This is a genomic window from Vibrio cionasavignyae, from assembly GCF_050337155.1.
Classification (GTDB): Bacteria; Pseudomonadota; Gammaproteobacteria; order Enterobacterales; family Vibrionaceae; genus Vibrio; species Vibrio nomapromontoriensis.
The window spans coordinates 124,070-148,260 of the sequence record NZ_JAKJSR010000022.1 but is presented as its reverse complement, the minus strand read 5'-3'; the positions used below and the strand labels follow the sequence as shown (position 1 = coordinate 148,260).

Genomic DNA, 24,191 nt, shown 5'->3' with positions numbered 1-24,191 from the left:
GGCTTCTTCATCACTCACACATCGTACAAATCAGCGGAGAAAGCTATCGATTACGAGGAAAAAAGGCGGCTGGAACCATACCAACTGTACTAGAAAATCTATCTGAAAGTAGAAGTTAATTACGTGGGTGGGTCAGTTTTACTTCGGCGATAACGTCGATAAGTGGGTCAATTTTAAACTGGCGTTGACACTAATACATACTCCGACAATAGCACGCAGGGTTGAGGCGTATTATCGTTAATTAGAATTAATTCACGTGAACCGTGTCTACCACTCGTTAATTAATAATCGACTTTTGACACCACGAATCTGCAGCCCCATCGCTTCAAACACTTCTTCAAAGTCACTGCATTGAGGTGGAATATTGGGTAAGGACAGCGATGCCTCAGTAAAAAAACGCTGCTTATGACGCTCTTGAGAACCCCACGCAAGGCCCCACCAAGACACAATGCGAGACTTAGACTCTCCTAAGCGCGTTTTACTCGGCAACCTATCGCTTTTCTCCAAGTTTTCACTTTTTGTGGTAGGTAGGAGGTTCCACATATCATTGTTCGGCCAATAGGTGAATGGTAAGCAATGGTCCACATGAAACGTTTGGTTCAATTTTCGCGTACTCCAAACACTCGTATTGTATTGCCCATCACTTTGCAGTTGTTTCACGCGCTTGCGTACTTCGGAAGTATCATGGTCTTTCTCAAGCCAAACCAAACAATCATGATATGTTTGTAGCGAAACATTATTGGCTTGGTTAAGCTCAAAGCGTTGCATCAGCCTCACCCACTGGTTGACCACTAATGGCTCTATCCAAGAGTTATAGAGACGAAAACACTCCCACAAACTTTGGTTCAATACAAAGGTACCAAAACTGCTGAAGAAATCCGTATCTAGATAAACACTGTCGCTGTTTTTTCGTCGCTTGCGAGCGGGTAAAGTAGAGAACTCATAGACTCGATTTGTTCCCGCGCCTGTATAAATATGCTTTATGGGCCCTTCTTTCATTGTTTTGATTGTCGCTTGAATGGTTTTCTGGATAGCGATTGCTTCCGCCCCTGTGAACCAACTTCCTACCGCCAAATCATCCGCTGAAATATGCTTGATAAGCTGCCAACCGTCGTCCGTTACAAATCCGAGTCCCTTACTACTATTATTGTTTTGCTGTAGGTTTCCGTGGTCTAACAACCGCTTGTACGCTTTAATCCAGTACAGTGCCACCAATCCAAGCGGAATCTCAATGTCACCTTCTGTTTTATCGGTTACACAGCCCGGATGGGCATCAGCGATCCTCAATAACACTCTCAATAGGCCAAGTTTGTAGGTGGCACTCTTGTTGTCATTAACGATAATGTGGCGCACTTTATTTAGATCACCCGAGCCATCATCAGGCAAAGAGAACACCACTGTCTGCCAGCTTACATTATCGCGCTGCATTGAGTCTTCTGAGTCTTGAACCTGTCGGGCTAACAACGCGGTGTCTTGCGCAAACTGTTCTAGCTCATTTACCGATACAGGATAGCCCACTCGTCCATCTTCAAAATCACCATGACGTAAGCTAATAACAAGCTTTCCATTGGACGCGAGTAAATTCGACAACTTTCGGAACGCGCGACTCCGTGCACTTGGCGCGATATGCATCCATACAGCGCTTACCAAAATGACATCAAAGCGAATTCCAAGGTTCTGTATTTGATTTAAACTTGGTAATTCATCCTCTATCCAAGTAACCTCAGGGCCAGTAAACGCTTTGCCTAACTCAAGTAGCTCTTTGCAGGGTTCAAGCGCAAACACCTCTGCTCCCTGCGCTAACATCCACTTTGCATCTCGCCCAGATCCCGCTCCTACATCCAGCACAACATCACCAGCTAAAGGCCAATGCGACTTCCAAGCACCATGTACTTTATCGAAGTTCAATGCGTTGTATTGCTCAGACAAAAGCTGCGCGTTTTTACTGTAGAAAGAAGAGGTTGCTGTCATATGAATGCCATTAGGTTAACTTTTGACAGAGTAACTTGAAATTAGACTGAATGCGAATGTGTGTGGAGGAAGATGGAAACTGGAACGAGAAAACCCCTGCATTTCTGCTGAGGTTTTGAGCTTGGGAGTGAGGAAGTCGAACTTCGACGTTATCTCATTGAAATTAAGTGACTTATAGCAAGTCGACTTTCGGGGATATACACTCTGTCACACATGTCATATTTGCGATAAACCTCACAAAAACACCTAGTCAGCTTAAGAAGTAACAGTCTCATTCTTTAAGCGCCTTTTCATTAATTGATTCCGTTGAGATGGTTCCAATGTCTTTGCTAAAACCTTCTAACAGGCTTTGTATCTTACTTTTACTTTCTTCAATAGAAGTAAACCAACCACTCAGTTCCCTCTGTTTTTCGAGACTAGGTAAAGAAACCTCTGCTTCATATAACTTATTGATAGAAATAAACTTTTGAGCAGTACCTGTTGCCAGATTGTTGAGGTCTAGGCTTTTTAAAACATGAGCTAGGTAGGGTAGATACACCCTCGTGGTATCTAGTAGCTCCAAACTCATAGCATTACTGGTTAACCAATAAGGTTGACTAGGAAAGTGTATGTTTCCGCAGTGTGCGCCTACCTTACCAATTACGATTGAATCTCCGGGCCTGTTTGACTCTACATTAAACCCTATTACTCCGTTGCCGCCGTATACAGGAAATTCTCCACTACCCTTTACTTCTGATTTATTGAGTCTGTCTCCAGACCTGAGTTTACAAACATCTTTTAACTTGATCTGATGTATATACTTAACCTCGAGGTTTTGAGACATATGCTCAAAGTGCTTTTCAATTGATGTCATCAAGGCTGACTGTTCGCTTTTCAACGAAGCAATCATTTTCTGTTTATCGAACTTCAATCCCGCTTCTTTTTTAGGTAAAGAAAATGAAAGGTTAAGTAATTTATTTTCTAGTAAAGACTCCTTGTTTATTAGACAAGAATGTTCACTAACTTCTCTACGTTCATACAATGACGTAAAGTCCTCAAAATCAGAGTCAATAATTGAGTTTAACTTATTCAAAGGTTTGTCCGAGCTTAGCTCATAGTACCAAATGTCTTTTTTTGACTCGATGTTATCAAAAAATAAGACACTAACTTTCACGCCTGAATATGGTGCTAACGTACCTTTGGGAAGGCTCAGAACGGTGTGCAGATTAAATTGCGTTAGCAGCTGTCGCTTTAGTTCATCTAAATGTGTTGCACTACCGAATAAAATGCCATCTGGAATCATTATCGCAGCTCGCCCACCCTTTGCCAGCTTATCCATCGTGTGCTTAAGAAACATTGCTTCGAGACTGCCGCTATAACCATGGTAATCGTATTCGTACTTACTTAACTCACTAACCTTACCGAAAGGTACTCCCGAGATAACAAATTCATATTTTTGATCATGTCTATCTAGCAATGAATCAGCTATCGACACTCCACTAATGTCGATATCGTTGAGAAGTAAGTTCAAAGTTCCTATCAAATGCGCGAATGGACTGAGATCATTGCCAACAAATTTTAAACCATTAAAGTTGCTCTTATCTTTCGTGTGTTTATTTACCTCAACAAAAGCTCCACCTGTTCCCATGGCAGGATCATAAACAGTAGCTCGTGGTTCAGGGCTTAGAACATTGACCATTACCTTAATTAATGGTTTTGGAGAGTGATATGCACCTGATGAACTAGAGTCCTTCACCATATTCAGCAACAGATAGTCAAAGTCAATTTCAATACCTTCTAATAAATCTAACTCTTCCAACCTATGTATTATCACATCTAAAATTTTCTTTGATCTTATTCGAAAAGGTATCTGTTCTAGAATATTTTCAATTTTTCTCCAGTTATGGCAAGAGAAAACGCTATGTGATAATTCATTTTCACTAAAACGAATATTATCTGAAATATCGATTAATCTATCTCTTAAAACATAAAAGTCAATTTCAAAAAAATCTTTTGACAAATAATCCAGATCGAAAAGTGATTTTCTAAACGAGCCAATATGATTTTCGTTTGACACCTCTTTCGAGACAGCCTCATGGAGATACTTAATTAATAGTAACAGTGACAATTGCTCAACGGCATCAATAGCATTGTTAATACCTGTATCCTTTTTTAAGAGCTCAATGATATTTATCAATCTATTATTATTCATTAGTTTTCACCAAATAGTTATACATATCTACAATATCTTCACTAATTTCTTCTTTGGGTATTCTATTTACAAAATCTTGTGTCTTATTGGAACAAAAACCAACCTCAACTTTGACATAGGGGTCGATTATATCTTTAATCAAGCTAGATTCAATTGATGCTAACTTATCGTTGTATTTTCCACTAGTATCGTAATCACCTGTTTTGCCTTCAGTTAGCCTCGTTCTAGTACCTAAATCAAAGCTATCATTAAGATCTTCAACAGTGTTCGCAAGAGCTGTTGGGCTAACCAAGTAATGCTTGATTTCTCTTCTTTTCCAAGAAAGTAAATGAGACGTCAGTTTGTTCTTATTGAATTTTTGAGTACCATTGTTTTGAACTAACAAGTTACATTTTTCAGTACCAATATTATTCAAAAGATACTCATCTCTATCACATATTAGATACACGTTCTTTGTATTGTGTAAATGCCCTTCCAAATAGCCTACAAAATTTTCAAGTCTTTTTATCTTTGCATGACCAAATACTTGAGTATCTTTTTCAAAACCCGATTCTTGCTTTATAACTATGAACCTATTAAGAAAAGAACTCATTTGGGTTGTTTTTTCTTCTGTGTCAGCTAGTTTTCTTATAGCCAATTGCTTGAAAATAATCCAATCATCTTCATCATCCATAAAAACAATATTTTCTGCGATCGACATTGCTTTAAGTTGTGTATTATTGATTTCTGATAATTCTTTAAGTCGAGATGCAAGGTAGCTTATTTTTTCTCCAGATTTTATTTCACCTTTATCAACGACCTTAAGCTTATCTATGCCAGATTTAGATATTGAATCTATTAAGTGAGTGGTGGTCAGAGCTCTACCGCTTATTTTATTGAATGTGGCCCATAAATGGTCGATATTTTTATAATGGAGATGAGAATCTGCTTCATCAAACAAAAACAAAGTATTTTCTGTATCAAAAAGATCAACTAAAGCATACAGAAAAAGTAGTTGATACTCACCATCGCTCAGGTCCTCCAAGCGTAATGGCTTACTTTCTTCGTCTGAGGAGCCATCTACTTTCACAAATTCAAGACTAAAACTTTTTTTAACAACAAAGTAATCGTTGTCTGCGGCTTGTGTAAAGAACATGATTTTTGAATCAAAAGAGGTATGCTCATCGGTCTCGAAAGACACATTGGATAACTTACTTTGAGACAACTGAATCGTTTTCAGCTCTAGAGATTGACTAAAATCATAGCTATCGTTCACTAGTGTGTGAATAAAGTTGCTTAGAGTTAGATGATAAGCCTTGTTGGTCATAACATCACTGTTGCCTTTATCTTCTTCTTTTTGAGCTTGCTCTACTAAGCTTACATATGCTTTATCAACTTTAATATCAAAAGAAATTTTTGTTGAATCATCTTCTTCAAATTCACTTTCAATAACATAACCGTTATGGCGTAAAAACTTGCGGACCAAACCGTTTGGGTTACCGGTGGTTGATAAAAATATCAGTAGCTTTGCCAGCGACTTGTCATAGTAGAAACAATCTAAGTTTAGTGCTCTTTTATCTTTACGTTCCGTATTTAAATAATGGGCAAAGCGTTCAGAATAACTTTCATTTTGGCCTGACGAAAAACACACAACCTTAAAGCCTTCGTATAACGAGCCCTTAAGTTTTTCATCAAAAATAGACTTTAATATCGTTGATTTACCAGAACCATTCCCACCGATGAACGTAGCGATTTTGTCAAACGTTAACTCCTGTGGTTGGTCATGGAGAACATTGGGGGGTAGAGGGAGTGAAACAGTTGCCATTAGTAATATTCCTTAATGTACCCATACGCCCTGTCGAACAGGATCTGGTCTGTGTGTAGCTTGTATTTGAGTAATGCCTTGCGTAGAGATTTTTGTACCTCACGTTCGCCGCCTGTGGTGTTTTGCCAACCTGGGAAACGGACGATACGTACAATGGCATCGATGTCGGTAACGATGCGCTCAACTACCGCAGGTGTTTGGTCGTCTTTAAGCTCTAAGAAAAGATCCGTTAGGGCTGCTTTAGGTGTTTTCTCTTGAAGTTCATCGTCTAAATCTTTCTCTGCTTGCACAGTTTCTTTGGCAATCTTACAAAGCTCTTTTACGAAATCGATTGAGGCAATTAGCCCCTTCTCTGCTTTGTCACGCAACTCTTCTAAACGCTCACTAAGCGATTTGAATGCTGGTAGATCACCACGGTCTTTAAAGCGCTTAGCTAGGGCTTTTTCTAACTGCTTAGTTTTACGTGGGTCTGGGTTGTTGAAGATGTTTTCAATCACATCAGCATCGAGTACAAACTCTTCTAGGTTGTGTACATCACCGACATGTACGTTGTCGTGTATCAGCTGCGTTGTCTGGGCTCCAAGGGTTAACCACAGAAGTTTACCGATATTGTCAGATGCAGGTTTCACGGACTCATAGACTTGAGCTAACCATTTATAGTCTTCATTATATTCATCAAGAACACTGTCTGGTGAGAGCGATTCCCAAAGCTTGGCTAGGTATTTAAAATCGAGTGCGAAGGCGTCTTTCTTATCGTTGTCCCCTATCGCGTTTTGCGCAGCCTCTAGCCCTTCAAAACCGTCTAAGGTTCTATCTACGCCAACAAAGTGAGCCAAGGCATCTTGCATCGCTTTTGGCAATTTACTACGAAGCTCAGCGAGATTTGAAATTACTTGTTGTACGCTTTCTTCATCAAATTCTAGTGCTTTCGCTGCATCATCAAACACACCAAAGTAATCGACAATACAGCCAAAGGTTTTATTTGGGTACAAACGGTTAGTACGACAGATAGCTTGCAGTAGCGTATGGTCCTTGATGGATTTATCTAAGTACATTGTTTGGCAGATAGGTGCATCGAAACCAGTAAGCAGCTTTGCAGTCACAATCAGGAATTTTAGTTCTGATTTTGCGTCATTAAATTCGTCTACCAGTTTTTCTTGCTGACTCTTATCGACAGCCCATTTTTGCTTGAACTCTAAATCATCGTTGGCGCTGGTGGATATGACGACCTTACTTGCAGCCTCATCGAAGTGTTTGTCAAGCTCTTCTTTATATTGCACGCAAGCATAACGGTCTGGTGTGACTATCATGGCTTTAAAACCATGTGGATCGACTTTATCCATAAAGTGAATAGCAATGTCTTCGACAATCTTTTCAACCCGCTCTGGTGATTTCAAGAATGCTGACATCTTGGCTGACTTTTGATTAAGCGCATCAGCTTCTTCATCACTCAGCGCTGCACTTTCTTTAAAGTCTTTAAATGCCTTGTCTAACGCTTCCTTATCTACGTGAACATCAACTAGGCGTGGCTCAAAATGTAGAGGCAGCGTTGCTTCATCACGAATAGAGTCATGGAAGGTATAACGTGACATATAGCCACCTTGGTCTTCCTCTGCACCAAATGCCCAGAACGTGTTTTTATCGGCTTTGTTTACTGGCGTACCGGTTAAACCAAATAGGAAGGCATTAGGTAAAGCTGCACGCATTTGACGGCCTAAGTCACCCTCTTGAGTACGGTGTGCCTCATCCACCAGCACGATGATGTTTTCACGGGTATTCATGTTGGGCTTAGCATCGCGGAACTTGTGGATCATCGAGATGATGATCTTACGAGTATCACGCTCAAGCATTCGCTGTAGTTCTTTAATGCTATCAGTTGATTCCACATTAGCGACATCAGCGGCATTAAATGTCCCGCTAATTTGGGTATCTAAATCGGTTCTATCTACCAGTACAATAACAGTTGGGCTTTTAAGCTTTGCGGCACGGCGAAGTTTTTGTGCAGCAAACACCATTAACAGCGATTTACCCGAGCCTTGAAAGTGCCAGATTAATCCTTTTTTGATTTTGCCTTCAATGACTCGCTCAACAATTTTATTCGCCCCTTCATATTGCTGGAAGCGAGGTATTACCTTAATACGTTGTTTCTTTTTGTTTGTGGTAAACAACGAAAAATTACGCATGATATCGAGCAAACGTATCGGGCTTAATAAGTCAGTTAGTTCTTTACCAATCTCGGTTAACCCTAGCGCTTTTGATACTTGGCCAATGCCTTTTAAATCATCGTCTTCTTCAGTGCGCCAAGGGGCCCAGAACTCTAATGGGCAACGTATTGCACCATAAAACAACTCTTTGCCTTCGGTGGCAAAAGCTAAGATATTAGGCACAAATAGCTGAGGCACGGCATTTTCATAAATGCTATGTACTTCATGGGCACCATCTAACCAACTTACTGATGGTCGAATTGGTGTTTTTGCTTCTCCCACCACTACCGGAATACCGTTAATCAGTAATACCACATCAGGTATTTTGGTTTCTCTGTGGTGAATACGAAACTGATTAGTTACAACATAGTCGTTACGAGTTAAGTCTTCAAAATCGATTAACTTTACAGGCACATGGCGGTTATTTTCGCCAAACGGCATGGTTTTTTCGCCTGTCATCCAGGCGAAAAATTCTTCATTGGCTTTTACTAAGCCAACTTGATTTACCGAAATTAAAATAGCGCGAAGCTTATGTATTACTTCATCAGCCAAATGCGGGTTAGCTTCAATCTCTGGGTTAAGGCGGATTAGTGCTTTAACCAATTCAGATTCTACTAATACCTCATTAACACCACGGCCTAACTGCTCTGGCGATTGAAATTCCCATTGCAATGCATACGTGGTTTGAGGCTCAGCCACTTGGTTCTTGTCTTGAGCGTCATTTAAATTAACACCACTAATTTGATGGATGATGTAGTGTTCCACACTATTTAATTCGGTAAATCCCATTCTATGCCTCAAATATTTTATTGATAATTGAGTTGAAAAGCTCTCGCATACTTTCTGTAGTATCAGTTGATGCTGATAGCTTTTCTCTAACCTCTCTTAACTCTGCTAAAACTACTTTTTGCTCCTGAATGGTCGGCACAGCTAAATTATGTCTCTTAATATCATCCCCATTAACCTTCCAAATACCATTCGTCGATTTGGCCGATCGCAATAGTTGAGTATGAGACTGCATTGTGTTCCACAGAAAAGCTGCATATTCGGGAAGAACCTGTTCTGAATCAAATCGCAAGCGAATCAGTAAATCTGGATAGAACATCCCTGCATAGTCTTTTAGCGACAGACCTGCTCGCCCACACAAGTTCTTATTACCATTTCCTCGAACAATGAAGACATCCCCGCGGCGCACATTGAACTTATCTAAAATTTCATTACTGACATCTGCATATTTTTCTTTGCCTCTAGGATCAAAAACACCATTATTAACAGCACCAATGCTTACTGTCACAGCCCCCTCACCATGGCTATTAGCTTTTGGTGAGAAACCATTTTTGGGGCTATCCAATAGCAGTTCGCAAACAGGTAGTACTCGAATTGTTGATGAGGTCCTGGAGTGCTCTTTAAACTTTGCATGCAAAAGAACCGATAGACTATCAGTCAATGATATATACTTTTCAACTTGTGTGTCTGCAGACTTCAAGATCGGAAGAAGCGCGCCTTGAGTACTCTTATCAGGCAGCAAGAATTCCTGTTTTGCTAAAGACTTCCAGTTAATCGTTGGTGATAATGAACCAACTGAGATCTCAATGGCTCGACTCCAAAACAACTCTGACAGGAGAAAATATCCAATAAACTCAGGGTTAAACTTTTCTATTTTGGTTCTCAATACCAATGAGTGTGCGGATGCAATTGCATCCTTTTTAGCTAGCGAAACCCTTTTTAAATATGCATTTCTTTTAGCAAAAATATAATCACCCTTATATATTTTTAGTTTATCGCCAGTAAGGGATTTAGGGTCTCCAAATCTTTTGATGTGTAGTGACCCACTATCTAAATGTTCTAGGCCAATATATTGTTCAAGGCTTGAACTTACAGGAGCTACCTTTTCAACGACATTTTCAAATATTTCGCTAAAACTATACTTCTCCCATTTACCACCAGCGACGACATCTTGCAAAAGGCCAGATAATTCGATACTCATTTCGTTACTCCCAAAAGGCTAGACATCTCCTGCTGCAGCTTTTCTGAAGCCATGCACCACTTATTGTATTTTTGGGTCGGGTTAGTTCCAGAAGAAACAAGTAACTTTACATATAGTGGTACATTTAGCGATGCATCTTTTTTGATAATTTCTTCAAGCTCAGCAACATAACTAAAGCCTTCCACGTTATTAAATGCTTCATAAGAATCATATATTTTTTTGATGTTCTCGGGAGAAAGGGAACTAATTGTCTTCTCAGTCTTGACCTCATCGCGGGCATCAATGAATAAAACTTTGTTTTTTCTTTCACGAACCTTGCTGTTGTTTGTTATGAGAAGGCAAGATTCCATTACTGAGTTATAAAACAAGTTTTTTCCTAGTGCGATAACACACTCTACTACGTCAGAGTTAACCATCTCTTTCCGCATTTCTCTTTCAGAATCGCGAAAGAGCACACCATATGGCCACAAGACAATAGAGCGACCATTATCCAACTCCAGACTTTTCTGTATATGTTGCTGAAAGGCATAATCTGCACAGCCTTGTGGCGGTGTGCCCCATATATTCCGGCCAAAAGGATCACTTTCAAAGCCTTTCCGATCCCATGACTTTATAGAATATGGCGGGTTAGCGAGAATTACGTTGAATTTTTTCAGCTCGTCATTTTCAAGCAAGCCTGGATTACTTAAAGTATCACCACGGACAATATCGAATTCTTCAATACCATGCATAAACATGTTCATACGAGCAATAGCTGAGGTTAATAGGTTAATCTCTTGGCCGTATAATTTAAGGGTACGGTATTCTTTGCCTTCACCTTTAAGGTGCAAGGCACAGTTAAGTAATAGACCACCCGAACCACAGGTAGGGTCGTACACCGACTCACCCGGTTGTGGGTCCATGATCATGGTCATTAGTTTGACCACGGTACGGTTGGTGTAAAACTCTGCTGCGGTATGGCCGCTATCGTCAGCAAACTCCTTGATTAAGTACTCGTAAGCGTTACCTAGCTTGTCGTCTGGTACATTTTTAAGGTTCAGAGTTAGCTCAGAGTAGTGCTCAATTAAGTTTGTGAGCATGGCATCTGTAAGACGCTCTTTGTTGGTCCAACTTGCGTCACCAAAGATACCTTCTAAGGTATCGGGGTTAGCCTTCTCAATAGCGCGCATTGCGTTTTGTAGCGCTAGACCAATGTTAACCGTAGTTTCACGTACATCGTTCCAATGAGCACCCTCTGGCACTTGGAAGTGATGGTTTTCGGCAAAAGCTGCATACTCTAAATCGCCATCACTTTCAGCAAGTGCATTTTCAAATTCTTCATCGTATACATCTGAGATACGCTTAAAGAACATCAATGGGAAAATGTACTGTTTGTAATCACCCGCATCAATGGTGCCACGTAACGTAGTCGCTGCGCCCCAGAGGTATTTTTCTAAATCTTGTTGGGTCATCATTATTCGGTTAACTCCGCTGCTTCATTGTGTAAAGCAACATCAAATATTTGGTGTAACTGCTTTCGTAATAGCTGCTTTCTGGCTTCAAAAAATTGTTCAAAGTCTTCTAGCTTTAAAGACTGGTTTTCAACGATGTAGTTGCGCTCGCGATAATACTGTGGGTTTGCCGCATTATTCACTAACCACTTGTCCAATGGAGAGGCTTGCTTTTCTGTATTTTCTTGGCCTTCTAGTAACTGTAGATTTGGCAGTTGATCTCTTAAATGCTGCCATTGCTCAATAGTTTGATCGTTTAAGCCCATAGATTTTAAGGCGTGGGTTTTAAAGCCACTATGAGGATGCATGTGATCTTGATGGAAGCTGATTTGGTCAACTTTTAAATCTGGATAAAGCACGGTTAACAATAAAAAGCAGAAGCCACCTTTTTTGTAGTCTAGAAAATCTTCAACATCGTCAGTATCAATAGTAAGACGCTTACCACCGCTAAGTTTGGTGTGTTGATAACTACCAAAGTCAAAACGGCTTTGTTTCAGTGGGTTGCCTTGTTGAGTACGGTCACGCAGGCCTTCTCTTAGGCCGCTTAAGGCTGTATCGGCTTGGCCACTGAATACTTGTTTAAGCAAGCTGTGAATGACTAGTTTTCTCAGTTCTAGCTTGGTTTCTTTATCTAGCTTGCCACCTTTATATAGGTAATAGGCAATAGGTGTTGCTGCATAATTTGATGACAACCTTGCTTTGTTAAAACCAAATTCACGCAGTAATTTAGACGTTTCGGTTAAGGCTTTGACTATACCATCCCAGTTGTCTTTGATTTTTGCGATGTTGTTTTTGTCAAAGGTTTGAACTTTGAATGCCATTGGTGCGTCTACCAAAAACAAGCAGGTACGCATTAAGAAATCAGTATTGAAATTGAACAGACCATCTTCGCCATTCATAGATTCGATTAGCTGTTCAATACGTTCACGGCCATCTTCCCAGTGTGCAACTAAGGTCGAGAATAGTAGGTCTGACTTAGATAAAATAGTACCGCCACTATTCACACGAACAAAAATATCAAGAATATCGTCTAAGTCTTTATCAATAATTCTGAAGTAGTTAATCACTTCATCTTGGTTCAACTTTTTAACCAGTAAGTGCAGCTTGCTGCGAGCAACTTTACGATTAGCAGCCAGCAAGTTTTCATCATTTGGATTTGCTTCTGCTAGCTCGTCCAAAATATCGTAAGGATCAACATCGTTTGCCCTGGTTAGAATATCTCTAACCAGATAATAAAATTGCCCTTCACCTTTTACCGCAGCATCTTTTTCTTCTAAAAATTTAAATTGATAATCAGACACATCACCAAATAAGTTAAGGTATAGCTGTCTTTCTGGGTAAGCCGTATTAGTGGTTTTCTTAGCATATTTTCTTTTTGAGCAATAAACTCCCTGTAGTGCAATATATAGCGAGCTGATACGCTGCTGGCCATCCAAAACACCACGTACTTCTTGAGTGAAGTTACGTCTTACCAACTCGTTTTTTGAATCACGCTGGTGGTAATTCTTAAGAAACTCGTAAAAGGTGTATTCGTCTGCTTTTTCTGCTGACAGATCCCAAAAAAGGAAAGTGCCGATTGGATAATCGCGCATGATCGAGTCAAACAGGTTACATATTTTTTCTTCACCCCAAACGAACTTACGCTGAATGGCAGGTAGATAGTATTTGTTATCGCTGATGTCAGTGATTAATTGCTTAATCGATAAACTTGAGTAAGCCATTACAGGAAACCTTTTAGTACTTTCTTAAATTTCTCTTCTGCATCAAGGCTTTCTTGCCAAGCTTGCTTCAAATCTGCCATCGCTTCTTCAACAGATGGTAAGTTGTCTTCAATGATCTTCTCGACATACAACGGAATGTTGAGGTTGTAGTCATTTTCAGCCAGCTCATCCATTGAAGCGACTTTGACGTAGTTCTCTACGTCTTGATAATTATGGTACCAATCGTAAATCAGCTGAACATGATTAGGCTCTAGGAAGTTTTGAGCACGACCAACTCGAATCTGATCTGATGCATCAATAAACATCACCTTACCTTTCTTATCAGCAGGTTTGTTTTGTTTAAACACCATGACACAGGCAGCAAGCTGAGTACCGTAGAACACGTTAGGGCCTAAGCCTATAACGGCTTCTAACATGTCTTGTTCTAATAGTTGCTTGCGAATTTTACCCTCGGCTGCTTTTCTAAAGAGTGCGCCATGAGGAAGTACAACCGTCATTCGGCCAGTGCTGTTCATAGACTTAACCATGTGCTGCACCCAAGCCATATCACCATTGCCTTTTGGTGGTACGCCAGCAATATTTCGACCGTAAGGATCGTTAGCCCAGTTTTCTGAGCCCCAGTCCTTCAAAGAGAACGGTGGATTAGCAATCACACAATCAAAGGTTTTAAGACCGTCAGCTTCAAAGAAAGCCGGGTGACGCAAAGTATCACCCCGTAGGATTTCAAAGTCTTCAATTCCATGAAGGAACATGTTCATTCGAGCGATAGAGCTAGACGTTAGGTTCTTCTCTTGTCCAAACAGTTTAAGTGTACGGTAGTCTTCTTTGTTGTCTTTTAAGTGATCAACACACTCAAGCAACATACCACCCGTACCACAAGCCGGATCATAGATAGTCTCGCCTTCATGAGGGGCTAAGATCATACCCAACAGATGAACGACCGAACGAGGGGTATAGAACTCCCCTGCTTTCTTATTGGTTAAATCAGCAAAGTGCTTAATTAGATACTCGTAGGCATTACCCAGCATATCTGGTGCAACATTTTGATTGCCCAAAGTATGTTGAGAGAAGTGCTCTACTAAGTTAATAAGCAGTTCATCAGAAAGCTTGTTTTTGTTACTCCACTGAGCATCGCCAAAAATACCATATAGATACTCCTGGTTCGCTTGCTCGATACCGCGCAGTGCATCTTCAATCGTGATACCTACATTGGTTGTTGTTTCACGCACATCGCGCCAGTGGCAACCTGTTGGAATCTCAAAACGGTGCATTTCCGGCATTGATGCGTACTCTTCATCGCCACCCGACTCTTCTAGTGCAAGGCGGTACTCTTCATCGTAAACGTCTGAGATACGTTTAAAAAACAACAATGGGAAGATGTATACTTTAAAATCCGAAGCGTCAACAGGGCCTTTTAAGATCCATGCTGCTTTTGATAGGTACTGCTCTAATTGGGAGAGCGTTAGTTTTTCTGTCATTTTTTACTCTCTTCTATCCAAGCTTCGAGATCTTCACGCTTAAAGCGCCATGAACCACCAACTTTAAAGCCTGGTAGTTTGCCTTCGCTTGCTAATCTATATGCTGTTTTTTCGGCTAACTTTAGGTAAGCAGCCACCTCTTTCAAGGTTAATATTTGGTCTACCATTCAGAGTGTTATCTCATGTTGGTTTAGTTCATCAGAATTGATAGTGAGAGAATATGGGAAAATTGGGGAATGGGCAATGTGAGATAACTCAATACAAGACTGAGTGCATAGAAAAAATACAAATCCCCACCAGAAAAAGCTGGTGGGGATTTATTCCACTGCTAGCATTCAATAGCGATCAATGTGATGATGACTTGAACGATAGGTTCGTCGCAATGTTCATAACCCAATACCTCACAGCGCATAGGGCAAGCACCTAGAAACTGGGCGATGTCTCTTTGCATTTAGTGGTGCTCTTGTCCTGTGAATAGTCACTCTTACTAACATGATTCAGCTTCATGTATGTTTTATCAAAATAGCGCTTGTCAGACCAAACCTGTATGTCTCCGATGACAAACAAATGTTTTTTGGCTCGGGTAACAGCAACGTTTAGCAAATTTGGTTTCGAAGAAGCCCAAGACGCCCCGCCGCTATTTTTTTCATCGCAACCGAGTACCAAAATGACTGTATCATTTTCCTTACCTTGAAAGGTATGCACAGTCCCCACGTTATGATTCAAGAAGTTGTTAAACTCTTTACCATTCCAACTCGAGTTACTGAGCAGCTCTGACTTGCAGTGTCTCAGATCTTCTTTCAACTCTTTTTTTACCGCTTTAAACGGTGTTATTAGATAGATGCTGCTTAAGTCACCCTGGTGTGCTGCTAATTCGAGTAAAAGAGCTTTAACATCTTCACTCAACTCACGTTTGTACTGTTTGAGTACACAGTCTCCTTGTGAATCATTCCATCGATTATGTCCTAAAGCCTTATGAACTCTTGGCTCAACGTCTTTACCGTTATCAGAACCATGTATCATTCGGTTGTTGTAAGCTATTTCATTCGAAATGCTAAACATAGGCTCTATACATCGACGATGGACCCATAATGGAATGCCTATCCATTGGTCCTCACCATCCATGTCTATCATACATCCGTATGGATTAACGCGATCTGCCAACGTCTGAACTGACCACATACAAGGGTCCCACTTCTCAGATTCCTCTTGCAACTTAGATTGCATTAAGTAGTCAATAAGTTCTGGTGGGGAAGTAAACACTGGTTCGATTTGCAGAGGATCACCAACAACCACTGCTCGCTTAGCGCGAAGCAAGCCTCCAACAGCTGCTTGTGGTATTGCTTGCCCAGCCTCATCAATCATTAGCCAACCTAGAGACTCTGAGGGCAACTTAGAAAACATGTTTCCCAATGAAGCAAAAGTCGTCGAAACCACAGGGACAAACATAAATAGTATCTGCCAAATCGCTAGTGCATTCTCGCTACTCTTCCCTAAAACAACATCACTAACTTTATGTATCTGGGATCGAAAACTATTCAGATTGCTAGCCTCGATCAACCAAGCCTCATGAAGCAGTAACGCTGCAGCGTATACATCAGACCTCAGCGCATTGATCTTTTCCTGCTGCCAGCACGCGTGTCTCTGTCTGCCATGCCCCTCAATATCATCAGTAGTTTCTGGTAAGTGATACCCCTTAAACTCCTCTCTATAGACATCTAACTCATCTAGAAGCGTTCTCTTCTCTAGCTCTTTAGATGCGATATCAACCTGCTGCTGTGAAATTTTCTTCGCACATCCTTTTATTTCGATCTCTTTGGCTTCAACATCCCCAGTTATCAGCCGAATAGATTTTTTCACATTCTCGTAGTCACCTAGCTTTTGAGATAATGAGACCTTGTATTGTCTATTTTTCTTGGTGTTAAAAAACCGACTGAACCAACCAGGCTTGTTCACCTTCAATAGCTCTATGGAAACTGCGATTTCTTCTTCCCTTTTGACTTTAGCGTTTCTTGTTAAATTAAGGGCATCTAACTCCACAGAGAGCGAACTAGCATAGTTTTCTAGTTCATCTAGAGCATCATTCATTCGTTGTAAATCAACATCGAATTGATGATCATCGAAAGTACTCTGCAAGCAGTCAAAATCGGCTAGCTTGTTATTAAGTTCATGGAAACGAGATAATTTCTCGTTAAAAGTTTTTTTGGCCGCGTTAAAAGAAGGACCTGTATAAGTTGAGCGGTACTGCCAAAAATTCAAGAAGTCTAAAGAAGGCTCTCTAACTGCTGGCTCCTTGCCTTTTTCATAGTAGTAATTAAAGAAAAAGCGGTCGAGAAACTTTCGCCTCTTTTTGTAAGCTCCCATAGCAGCAGAAATATTCCCCCAGGTCTGCTTTTTATCGTCCAAAGGTTGCAAACGACCTTTCTTCTCATCAGCACTTACTTGATTGGCAACTGAGCGAAAAAAACCAGTTTCAGCATATCTGCCAGCTACCGATTTTGCTTGAGGAAGCTCTTTTGAAATATTTTCAACCGCAGCATTGTTCGAGGACGCAACGACCATTTCAAAATCAGTAAGGTCTTCAATAAGAAACCCTTCAGGGCTTACCCCGTCGCGAGCTTTTGAAAAGGACGCTAATACTTTCGCTCTCTCAACGATATTTTGTGCAATTATATCTCGCAATAACGTCGTTTTTCCTGTTCCAGGAGGACCGTTAACTGAGATAAGACCGCCAGTATCTAGCTCCTTGAACACAGTATTGATAGCAAACTGCTGCATTAAAGACATGCTGTGTGCCGGCTCTGTTAGCCATCTTCCTTCTGGTGTTTCTTTGGGGTTCAAGTGATTATGAATCAACGGTATAGAATCGTTGGTATACAGATCAACATGCTTATGACTGGATTGTCCCAAGTAGCTTTTAAGGGGCTGGCTGGCCCTGCCAGTGGAAATCGCATTAATGGCCCGCTCTATATCTCGAATATAAAAGCTGTTTAGAATAGGTAACTGAGATTCGTCTTCTTTAGATTCATTATCGTCTTCCATTTTTCCTGGAGCCTTTTTGTTCTCCAAAAGATTGTCGGACTTCGCCTCATACTCATAAAAAGCCATCTGAAATGGGTAAACCTTTGAGTTCTCTGAAAGCAACAAATCTTGATTAGAAATACCAGCCCATTGGTAAAGCCCCTCAACCAAACTCATTAGACTTTTCACACAAAGAGTATGCCTTCCCTCTGAGCTAGGGTGGTTAGGCAAGGTGGCTTCCCAGCGATCCACAAACTCGTTAAGATCGTCACACCGACTATCAAATCGTTCCTGAGATATCGTCACAGCCCTGCCCCCGAGTAGCTCAGCTAAAGCCCAAGGTAGCGTGCTTACCGAAAAGGTATCAAGCCGGGGAGTACCAAACTCATCCAACATTAATTTAGCAAAACAAGACGCCCCTTCATTATCTCTTCTTTGCTCTATCTCTTCAGAGAAGCATTCCTCCTGGCGGTCTATAGAAAAGTACTGCGCACTTCGTTATCTATCGCCGATTTATCGAACAACCCCAGATATAGGGTATAAGTACACTTTTTGCCCGGGGTAAGACCAAGTAAATCACGAGCCGCGGGATCTAGCCACGGAAGTAGATGGTTACCACGAGACTTCAACTCGTAACACGACACATTTACTGGTGCAATTTTACTGTCGTCTTTAGCTGGTACTGAGTAGGCTTGAAAAAACTCCACTAAATGCCAGGATTTCAATATATTTATCGAGTCATCTTTTCTACTATCCACGAATTAACGCCTATCAATACCATCAAATATCATTAAGTTACGATAATATACAGCCTGATTGCATAAGGCGATGAAGAATGACAGAAGAATGATAGAGTGTGACGGCTCCCCTAAAAACAAAGCGACATTGAATTACCTTAAAGCTAGACACTGCTCCATCCACTCATCAACTTCACTCTCAACTCAAGCTACAGCCCTATCCCCAAGGCCAATGGACTGAGGGAACTGATCTTCATTCATTTTGCGGTAAATCGCTGAACGGCTTAGTGCTGTTTTTTCCATTACTTCTTTTAGTTTTAGAAATCTCATGGGATAAGCAGGTTCGGTAAAAAAAGTGGCATCGGCGCAGAGTGCGCATAATCAAAAATTCTTCAGGTATATGTCATCTCTGCGAATCTATTCCATGACTAATACAGGAAGCCTGAATATGTCCCAATTTCTCCGTTACGGTAGTCTGTTACCTCAAAAAGAATATGAGTACCGAGTGCTCGAAGAAGCTGCTGAAATAATCAAAGACCGTTATGTTCGTGATGATGCTTTTTCAAGTCTCACGGCAACCTCAGGTTACTTACGCTTTAAATTGGCAGAAATTTAAAGGGACACACATCCAAAATTAGAATTATCCGGAAACGCCCCCACTACCGAAGCCATTCCCTAAACTCCTCAACACTCGCAAAACTACTCACACTCTGCCCATTCATGCTAAGCAGTACCAACCTATTGGCGGTGTTGACCTCTAGAAAGTAACTCAAGTCATCAACCATAGTGCCGTATACCGCGAAGCGAAATTGAAAATGCTCTGGAAACACTTTCTTTACTGAGTACGCAAAATCATCGGGTTCATGTTGGGTCACTACATCGATGCATGCCTCAAACAGGGTTTGCCGAGGGCAAGCAACCGGAGGCGTCGGATACTGGGTTTGGATGGCCGCAGAAGAGGTTTGCTTTAATGACTCGTTTAGGGCGCTTTCCAGCATTGCGATGCGCTTATTTTGCTGGTGTGCGAGGTAGCCAAATAGCATACATAGGATCGCGATGGTGCCTAAGAGTAATGTTTCTAGTTCACTCATAGTGGCGCAATCTCACTAAACCACTCATCGACACTCCAATTATTGGTGTTTTGGCTGGTTCGTATGATTACGCTCTGCCCTACTAGGTTTTGTGCTTTTTCATACACAACATCGGCGCTGTCTTTATAGCGTTTCACGCTCATTTTACGCACGTTCCCTGCACTATTTTCAATAAATACCATAGCGTCTGTTTTCTCTACTCGAGTTAACACACCAAATGCATTCCACTTAAAATGGTTCACAGGCTACCCCTTACTCGTTCATTAAAACTCACTGCGGACGGATTTAACTATACTGGCCGCGACAGCGCAAATGATGAGATGCTACAGATGGTTACTGGATGTAAATAAACAGAATTTTCTTACAGGCATAAAAAAAGACGCCCAAAGGCGTCTCTTTTTAAGAATGTGGCGGTGAGTGAGAGATTCGAACTCTCGGTACGTTGCCGTACACACACTTTCCAGGCGTGCTCCTTCAGCCACTCGGACAACTCACCGTTTTGTTTGTCAGCCTTGCTGGCCAACGAGCGCTAATTTAATGATTATCCGTGCCTTGGTCAACCCTAAACTTGGAAAAAAGCGCTCTTTTTTAATTGTTTGCCTACTTTCTGTTTAATTCGATCAAATGTTCGGCGATTACGCGCCGTGGTAGTAACCCGGTACGCGGAACCAACGTCGGCAGTAATCTAAGAAGTAACCGTACAGTACGCCCATTCCACAAGACACCAAAGCATTACTCGATACCGCGGTAATGATTTGCTCGGTGGATGCGCCAACTGTTAACAAAATCGCGGCGTACACTGGCGATTGGAATGCCACGTAAGCGATAAGGTCAGCGGTGGCTTTCATAAAGCCTGAATTCGATACTTTCGCACCTTGCTTTAATGCCCAATCGCGAAACAAGCCGTATGGCATGGCGATGGCAATATTAACGGGGATAGACAGTAAACGCGATGCTAGCGATTGTTCAAACGTCATACCCGACACAAGCACTTCAATAAGCATGCCCGACACAATACAAAATACAACCATAGCAAACGTATCTGCTGCTGCGTTGCGAAGACAAAATGGAGCTTTAGGTTTCACCGCTTCTTTCCTACAGAATAATTACCTAATAAATTTAGGCACAACCAAACCAATAAGCTAGACACAAGCAGTATACTAGCAATTCACGCTATTAAACCACCAAATTATTAGTTTTACATTCCGTATTTAAAGTTAAATGGTAAATTAATCACCAATAACTAAGGGTTAGTCAGATTAAAGTACTAGATTACGTAATTTTACTACACAATGGTGATTTCCAACCTACAATCAGGCAGTTGGCGCGATGGTTTGGTAACTTAAATACCAGAAAGGGCGTTGCATCCCGTATGATATTTGTGTGTTATCTCGTCATCAGCGGCTAGCAGCACGTCATTTATGTTTATGACGCGTTATCTATAAAAAGAGAAAGGAATAGCAAGCGCACATATAAGCATGGGAGCACCGCTAGAGGTTCGCCCTCTAGCGGATAATGGTTAGTTTGAAGTTGGCGGCTGGGAGGTTTGAGTTCAGGAGGCTGGTGAGTGCGTCGTGCTCTGGTATTGAAATAGCTTACCAGCGTACTGATACAGCGCATCATCTAATACGCGCTCGTCGATAGGTTTTGCCACGATAAAGTCTGCGCCTGCCGCTAACATGCGCTCTCGGGTTTCTTTAAAGACGTCTGCGGTACAGCCAAAGATAAGTATGTCTTTTTCTGGGCCATCCATATGGCGGATCTCAGAAATAGAGGCCACACCATCCATTACTGGCATGTGGTTATCCATTAACACTAAATCATACTGGCGTTCGGTAATGGCCGACAGTGCCAGCTCTCCGTTCTCTACGCTATGGGTGGTAAAGCCTTTTCTGCGCATGAAAGTCTCGATAATGATGGTATTGGTGCGGTTGTCTTCCACTATCAACACATTCAACCCGCGGTAATCGAGCTTTCTTTCAACATGAATGGCTGAAGCTTGTGGCTCGCAGCAATCCAGCTGCAAGGTAATATCAAATTGTGTTCCCTGCCCCTCTTGGCTGGTGAGGACGATATCACCATCCATACCGTCCACTATTTCTTTTACAATCGCCAGCCCTAAGCCCGTGCCGCCAAATCGGCGTGTAGTACTGGATTCCGCTTGTTCAAAAGGCTTGAATATGCGCGATTGAGCGTGAGATGAAATGCCAATACCACTATCTTTTACCCGAATGTTGAGTTGATTTTTATCGTCTTTAGTCAATTCACTAAAGTGTACGTCTACCTGCCCTTCCGAGGTAAATTTAACGGCGTTGTTAAGCAGATTAAACAGCACCTGCCTTAAACGGGCTTTGTCGCCTTCGTACCAACGAGCTTCATCCACATCAGAGTAGACGTTAAAGGTCAGTCCCTTTTCGTTACACAAGGTGTGGTAGACACTGTGAATACTGCCAATGATGGAGCTAAGCGGAAACGGGCTTTTTTCAAGTTCTAAATGTCCCTGCTCTATTTTTGAGTAATCGAGAATTTCATTCAACAGCGCCATCATATGCTCACCGGAACCGTAGAGCGTTTTTAAGTGCTTGCGCTGCTCAATGGTTAAGTCTGACTTGAGTAACAACTGAGCCGTGCCGAGTACGCCATTCATTGGCGTGCGAATCTCATGGGATAGCGTGGCAAGAAATGCGGTTTTGGCTTTGGTTGAGGCTTGCGCCTTAATGCGTTCTTGTTCTAGATAAACGGTTTTTTGGTTAAAGGAGTCGATCAGGTAGCGAATTTCATCTGGGCTGTCATATCGCATGTCAATGCTGCCTCCCTGACGCGACGCATCGGCTTTTTTGGCAATAATGGCGATGGGTTTGATCAAATACTGGTTAATTAAGTAGTAGCCCAGCATCACACAGATTAGCAGCAAAGGAATGATGCCTCGTTCAACGCCCATTACGATGTCAAACACTTGGTCCGCAACCAGATGTCGCGAATTCACCACTTCCAAATGCCAATTGAAATCGCCAAAGCTGCGCTTACTGGTGTAGATATCTTGGCTCACCCGAAAATTATATTCGGTAATGACTTGGTGGTTCGCATCACGCACGACAATACCGAGATCTTGGTCTTTAGCTTTGCGTTTTACAAAACGAATGAGATTATTGAGTGACAAATCCACCGTCGCCACACCAGCAAACACGCCATCAATATAATAAGGAGAAGAGGCGGTAATCATTTGAACATGGGTATAAGGGTCGATGTACACTTCAGACCACGCGACGGTATTCACTGGCTTATCGAATACCGATGTGTACCATGGCTCTGTGTGATAACCCTCTGCTTGTGGGTTGTTCCAAAGATCAATTTTATCTACATCACCGTTGGCAGTGCGATTATAAAACAAACTGGAGAAGCGCTCATCAGCGCGAATAGAAAAAGGTTCAGGCCACAGGCCGCCACTCACCACAATGCCGTCGTTAAGTTTGAAAATCTGTCGAAGCGCAGCGTCAAGTGCTTGCCTGTCCTGAATCGCTTGCCCTAACCCTACCACACTTTTGAGTACCCCAACCGAGCTATGCAAAGGCGCTGACATCTCGGAGGCCAGAAATTCATTTTTAATATCGAGGTTTTCTTGCAGCTTTTGCCGCACTGGCGACTCCACCACCCAGTAAGTAATACTGCCAAAAACCGCAATAAAAATCGCAAGGTAGATCGTTAATGCGACGATGCTTTTCTTCTTCAAAGATTTTCGGATCAACATAATGAGCGAAACAGTCCTTTGTCTTGAGGGGCAACCAATGTATGCCGTCATTTTTTATGGCCGAATAAAATGACAATCACGATACTGATCTATAGCTTTATCAGCCGATAGCTTGTTACTATTAGCTATCATTTACATCTTAACGGTAAATCATTTTGGCATTAAAAGACATACTTTCCCTTCCTGAGCTCGATGGAAAACTTTTGAACGAAGCGCAAACTCAAGGTTTCGTTGCATCCATGGCCTCTGCTCCTCACACCTTACCTCCAGAAGAGTGGTTGCCGTTCTTATGGGGCGGTGAAGAAGTAGCACCGTTCACCTCTGGCGAGCAGCTAGAAAGCTACGCGCATGCGGTGATTGAGTTGTGGAATACTTACCGTCCAGCGCTACTTGATGGCGAGTGGGTTTGGCCAGAAGGCTGCCAGTTAGACGACGAAGAAATTGTTACTCAGCAGACAAAAGATTTCTGTGAAGGGGTATTACAAGGTTGGCAGTTAGCGCGTGATGACTGGGAAACCTTAATGCCGGAAAACAGTGAAGACAATGCGTTATTAGGTGGTGTTTTATTGTCACTGAGCATGCTGTTTGATCCTGAAACCTCCATTACTACGCTGCAAGCGCAAGGTATTGAAGGGCTAGAGCAGTTCGAAGAGATCTTTAATGCAATGCCTGTCATGCTGTGTGGTATTACGCAAAAAGGCGCGGTGTTAGCTGAGCAGCAATAATCAAACTACCATGGCTTTAATCA

General features: G+C 41.7%; 18 protein-coding genes, 1 tRNA gene and 1 pseudogene. 3 read left to right on the top strand and 17 right to left on the bottom strand.

Annotated features, from left to right (window positions below):
• Positions 1–119 (top strand): annotated as a pseudogene (locus tag L4D74_RS18030) (ATP-binding protein); the annotation flags it as partial.
• A 148-nt stretch (positions 120–267) separates the two neighbouring features.
• Here L4D74_RS18030 and L4D74_RS18025 read toward each other — a convergent pair.
• The 12 genes from L4D74_RS18025 to L4D74_RS17970 form a co-directional block, all read right to left on the bottom strand.
• A complete protein-coding gene (locus tag L4D74_RS18025; protein ID WP_428753757.1) occupies positions 268–1,971 on the bottom strand; it encodes a class I SAM-dependent methyltransferase in 1,704 nt (567 codons plus the stop codon).
• Between the two features lie 271 nt (positions 1,972–2,242).
• Entirely contained in the window at positions 2,243–4,162 is a 1,920-nt protein-coding gene (locus L4D74_RS18020) for an N-6 DNA methylase (protein ID WP_428753756.1), read from the bottom strand.
• Positions 4,155–5,966, bottom strand: coding sequence for an AAA family ATPase (locus L4D74_RS18015; RefSeq protein ID WP_428753754.1), 1,812 nt, complete (start codon positions 5,964–5,966; stop codon positions 4,155–4,157). The genes L4D74_RS18020 and L4D74_RS18015 overlap by 8 nt, the downstream gene beginning before the upstream one ends.
• A complete protein-coding gene (locus L4D74_RS18010) occupies positions 5,966–8,959 on the bottom strand; it encodes a type I restriction endonuclease subunit R (protein ID WP_428753753.1) in 2,994 nt (997 codons plus the stop codon). The genes L4D74_RS18015 and L4D74_RS18010 overlap by 1 nt, the downstream gene beginning before the upstream one ends.
• 1 nt (position 8,960) lies before the next feature.
• Positions 8,961–10,157, bottom strand: coding sequence for a restriction endonuclease subunit S (locus L4D74_RS18005; RefSeq protein WP_428753751.1), 1,197 nt, complete (start codon positions 10,155–10,157; stop codon positions 8,961–8,963).
• Complete coding sequence (locus tag L4D74_RS18000; RefSeq protein ID WP_428753749.1) at positions 10,154–11,611, bottom strand: type I restriction-modification system subunit M; 1,458 nt, start codon at positions 11,609–11,611, stop codon at positions 10,154–10,156. The genes L4D74_RS18005 and L4D74_RS18000 overlap by 4 nt, the downstream gene beginning before the upstream one ends.
• Positions 11,611–13,368: a DUF262 domain-containing protein gene (locus L4D74_RS17995; protein ID WP_428753748.1), complete on the bottom strand. Its 1,758-nt coding sequence runs from the start codon at positions 13,366–13,368 to the stop codon at positions 11,611–11,613. The genes L4D74_RS18000 and L4D74_RS17995 overlap by 1 nt, the downstream gene beginning before the upstream one ends.
• Positions 13,368–14,846 (bottom strand): type I restriction-modification system subunit M, encoded by a 1,479-nt coding sequence (locus tag L4D74_RS17990; protein WP_428753747.1) that lies wholly within the window; start codon positions 14,844–14,846, stop codon positions 13,368–13,370. The genes L4D74_RS17995 and L4D74_RS17990 overlap by 1 nt, the downstream gene beginning before the upstream one ends.
• The gene (gene mads1, locus L4D74_RS17985) at positions 14,843–15,013 is read right to left on the bottom strand and encodes a methylation-associated defense system helix-turn-helix domain-containing protein MAD1 (protein WP_017038628.1); all 171 of its coding nucleotides are present in this window, start codon (positions 15,011–15,013) and stop codon (positions 14,843–14,845) included. The genes L4D74_RS17990 and mads1 overlap by 4 nt, the downstream gene beginning before the upstream one ends.
• Before the next feature lie 256 nt (positions 15,014–15,269).
• Positions 15,270–18,044, bottom strand: a complete 2,775-nt coding sequence (locus L4D74_RS17980; protein WP_428753746.1) for a DEAD/DEAH box helicase — start codon at positions 18,042–18,044, stop codon at positions 15,270–15,272.
• Between the two features lie 296 nt (positions 18,045–18,340).
• Positions 18,341–18,625 carry a hypothetical protein gene (locus tag L4D74_RS17975; protein WP_428753745.1) on the bottom strand — a complete coding sequence of 95 codons (285 nt, stop codon included), beginning with the start codon at positions 18,623–18,625 and terminating at the stop codon, positions 18,341–18,343.
• 183 nt (positions 18,626–18,808) lie between these two features.
• Positions 18,809–18,934 (bottom strand): AlpA family phage regulatory protein, encoded by a 126-nt coding sequence (locus tag L4D74_RS17970; RefSeq protein ID WP_428753743.1) that lies wholly within the window; start codon positions 18,932–18,934, stop codon positions 18,809–18,811.
• Between the two features lie 118 nt (positions 18,935–19,052).
• Between L4D74_RS17970 and L4D74_RS17965 the strand changes: the two genes are divergently transcribed.
• Positions 19,053–19,220: a DNA repair protein RadC gene (locus L4D74_RS17965; protein ID WP_428753742.1), complete on the top strand. Its 168-nt coding sequence runs from the start codon at positions 19,053–19,055 to the stop codon at positions 19,218–19,220.
• A 43-nt stretch (positions 19,221–19,263) separates the two neighbouring features.
• Here L4D74_RS17965 and L4D74_RS17960 read toward each other — a convergent pair whose 3' ends face one another.
• The 5 genes from L4D74_RS17960 to L4D74_RS17940 form a co-directional block, all read right to left on the bottom strand.
• Positions 19,264–19,695: a hypothetical protein gene (locus L4D74_RS17960; RefSeq protein ID WP_428753741.1), complete on the bottom strand. Its 432-nt coding sequence runs from the start codon at positions 19,693–19,695 to the stop codon at positions 19,264–19,266.
• The gene (locus tag L4D74_RS17955; protein WP_428753740.1) at positions 19,692–19,937 is read right to left on the bottom strand and encodes a hypothetical protein; all 246 of its coding nucleotides are present in this window, start codon (positions 19,935–19,937) and stop codon (positions 19,692–19,694) included. Before L4D74_RS17955 ends, L4D74_RS17960 begins: the two co-directional genes overlap by 4 nt.
• Positions 19,938–20,103: 166 nt before the next feature.
• Positions 20,104–20,191 (bottom strand) — tRNA-Ser (locus L4D74_RS17950).
• 139 nt (positions 20,192–20,330) lie between these two features.
• Positions 20,331–20,780 (bottom strand): L-alanine exporter AlaE, encoded by a 450-nt coding sequence (locus L4D74_RS17945; RefSeq protein ID WP_428753739.1) that lies wholly within the window; start codon positions 20,778–20,780, stop codon positions 20,331–20,333.
• Between the two features lie 467 nt (positions 20,781–21,247).
• The gene (locus L4D74_RS17940; RefSeq protein ID WP_428753737.1) at positions 21,248–23,443 is read right to left on the bottom strand and encodes a hybrid sensor histidine kinase/response regulator; all 2,196 of its coding nucleotides are present in this window, start codon (positions 23,441–23,443) and stop codon (positions 21,248–21,250) included.
• 155 nt (positions 23,444–23,598) lie between these two features.
• Between L4D74_RS17940 and L4D74_RS17935 the strand changes: the two genes are divergently transcribed.
• Complete coding sequence (locus L4D74_RS17935) at positions 23,599–24,168, top strand: UPF0149 family protein (RefSeq protein ID WP_428753735.1); 570 nt, start codon at positions 23,599–23,601, stop codon at positions 24,166–24,168.
• The last annotated feature ends 23 nt before the right edge of the window (positions 24,169–24,191 follow it).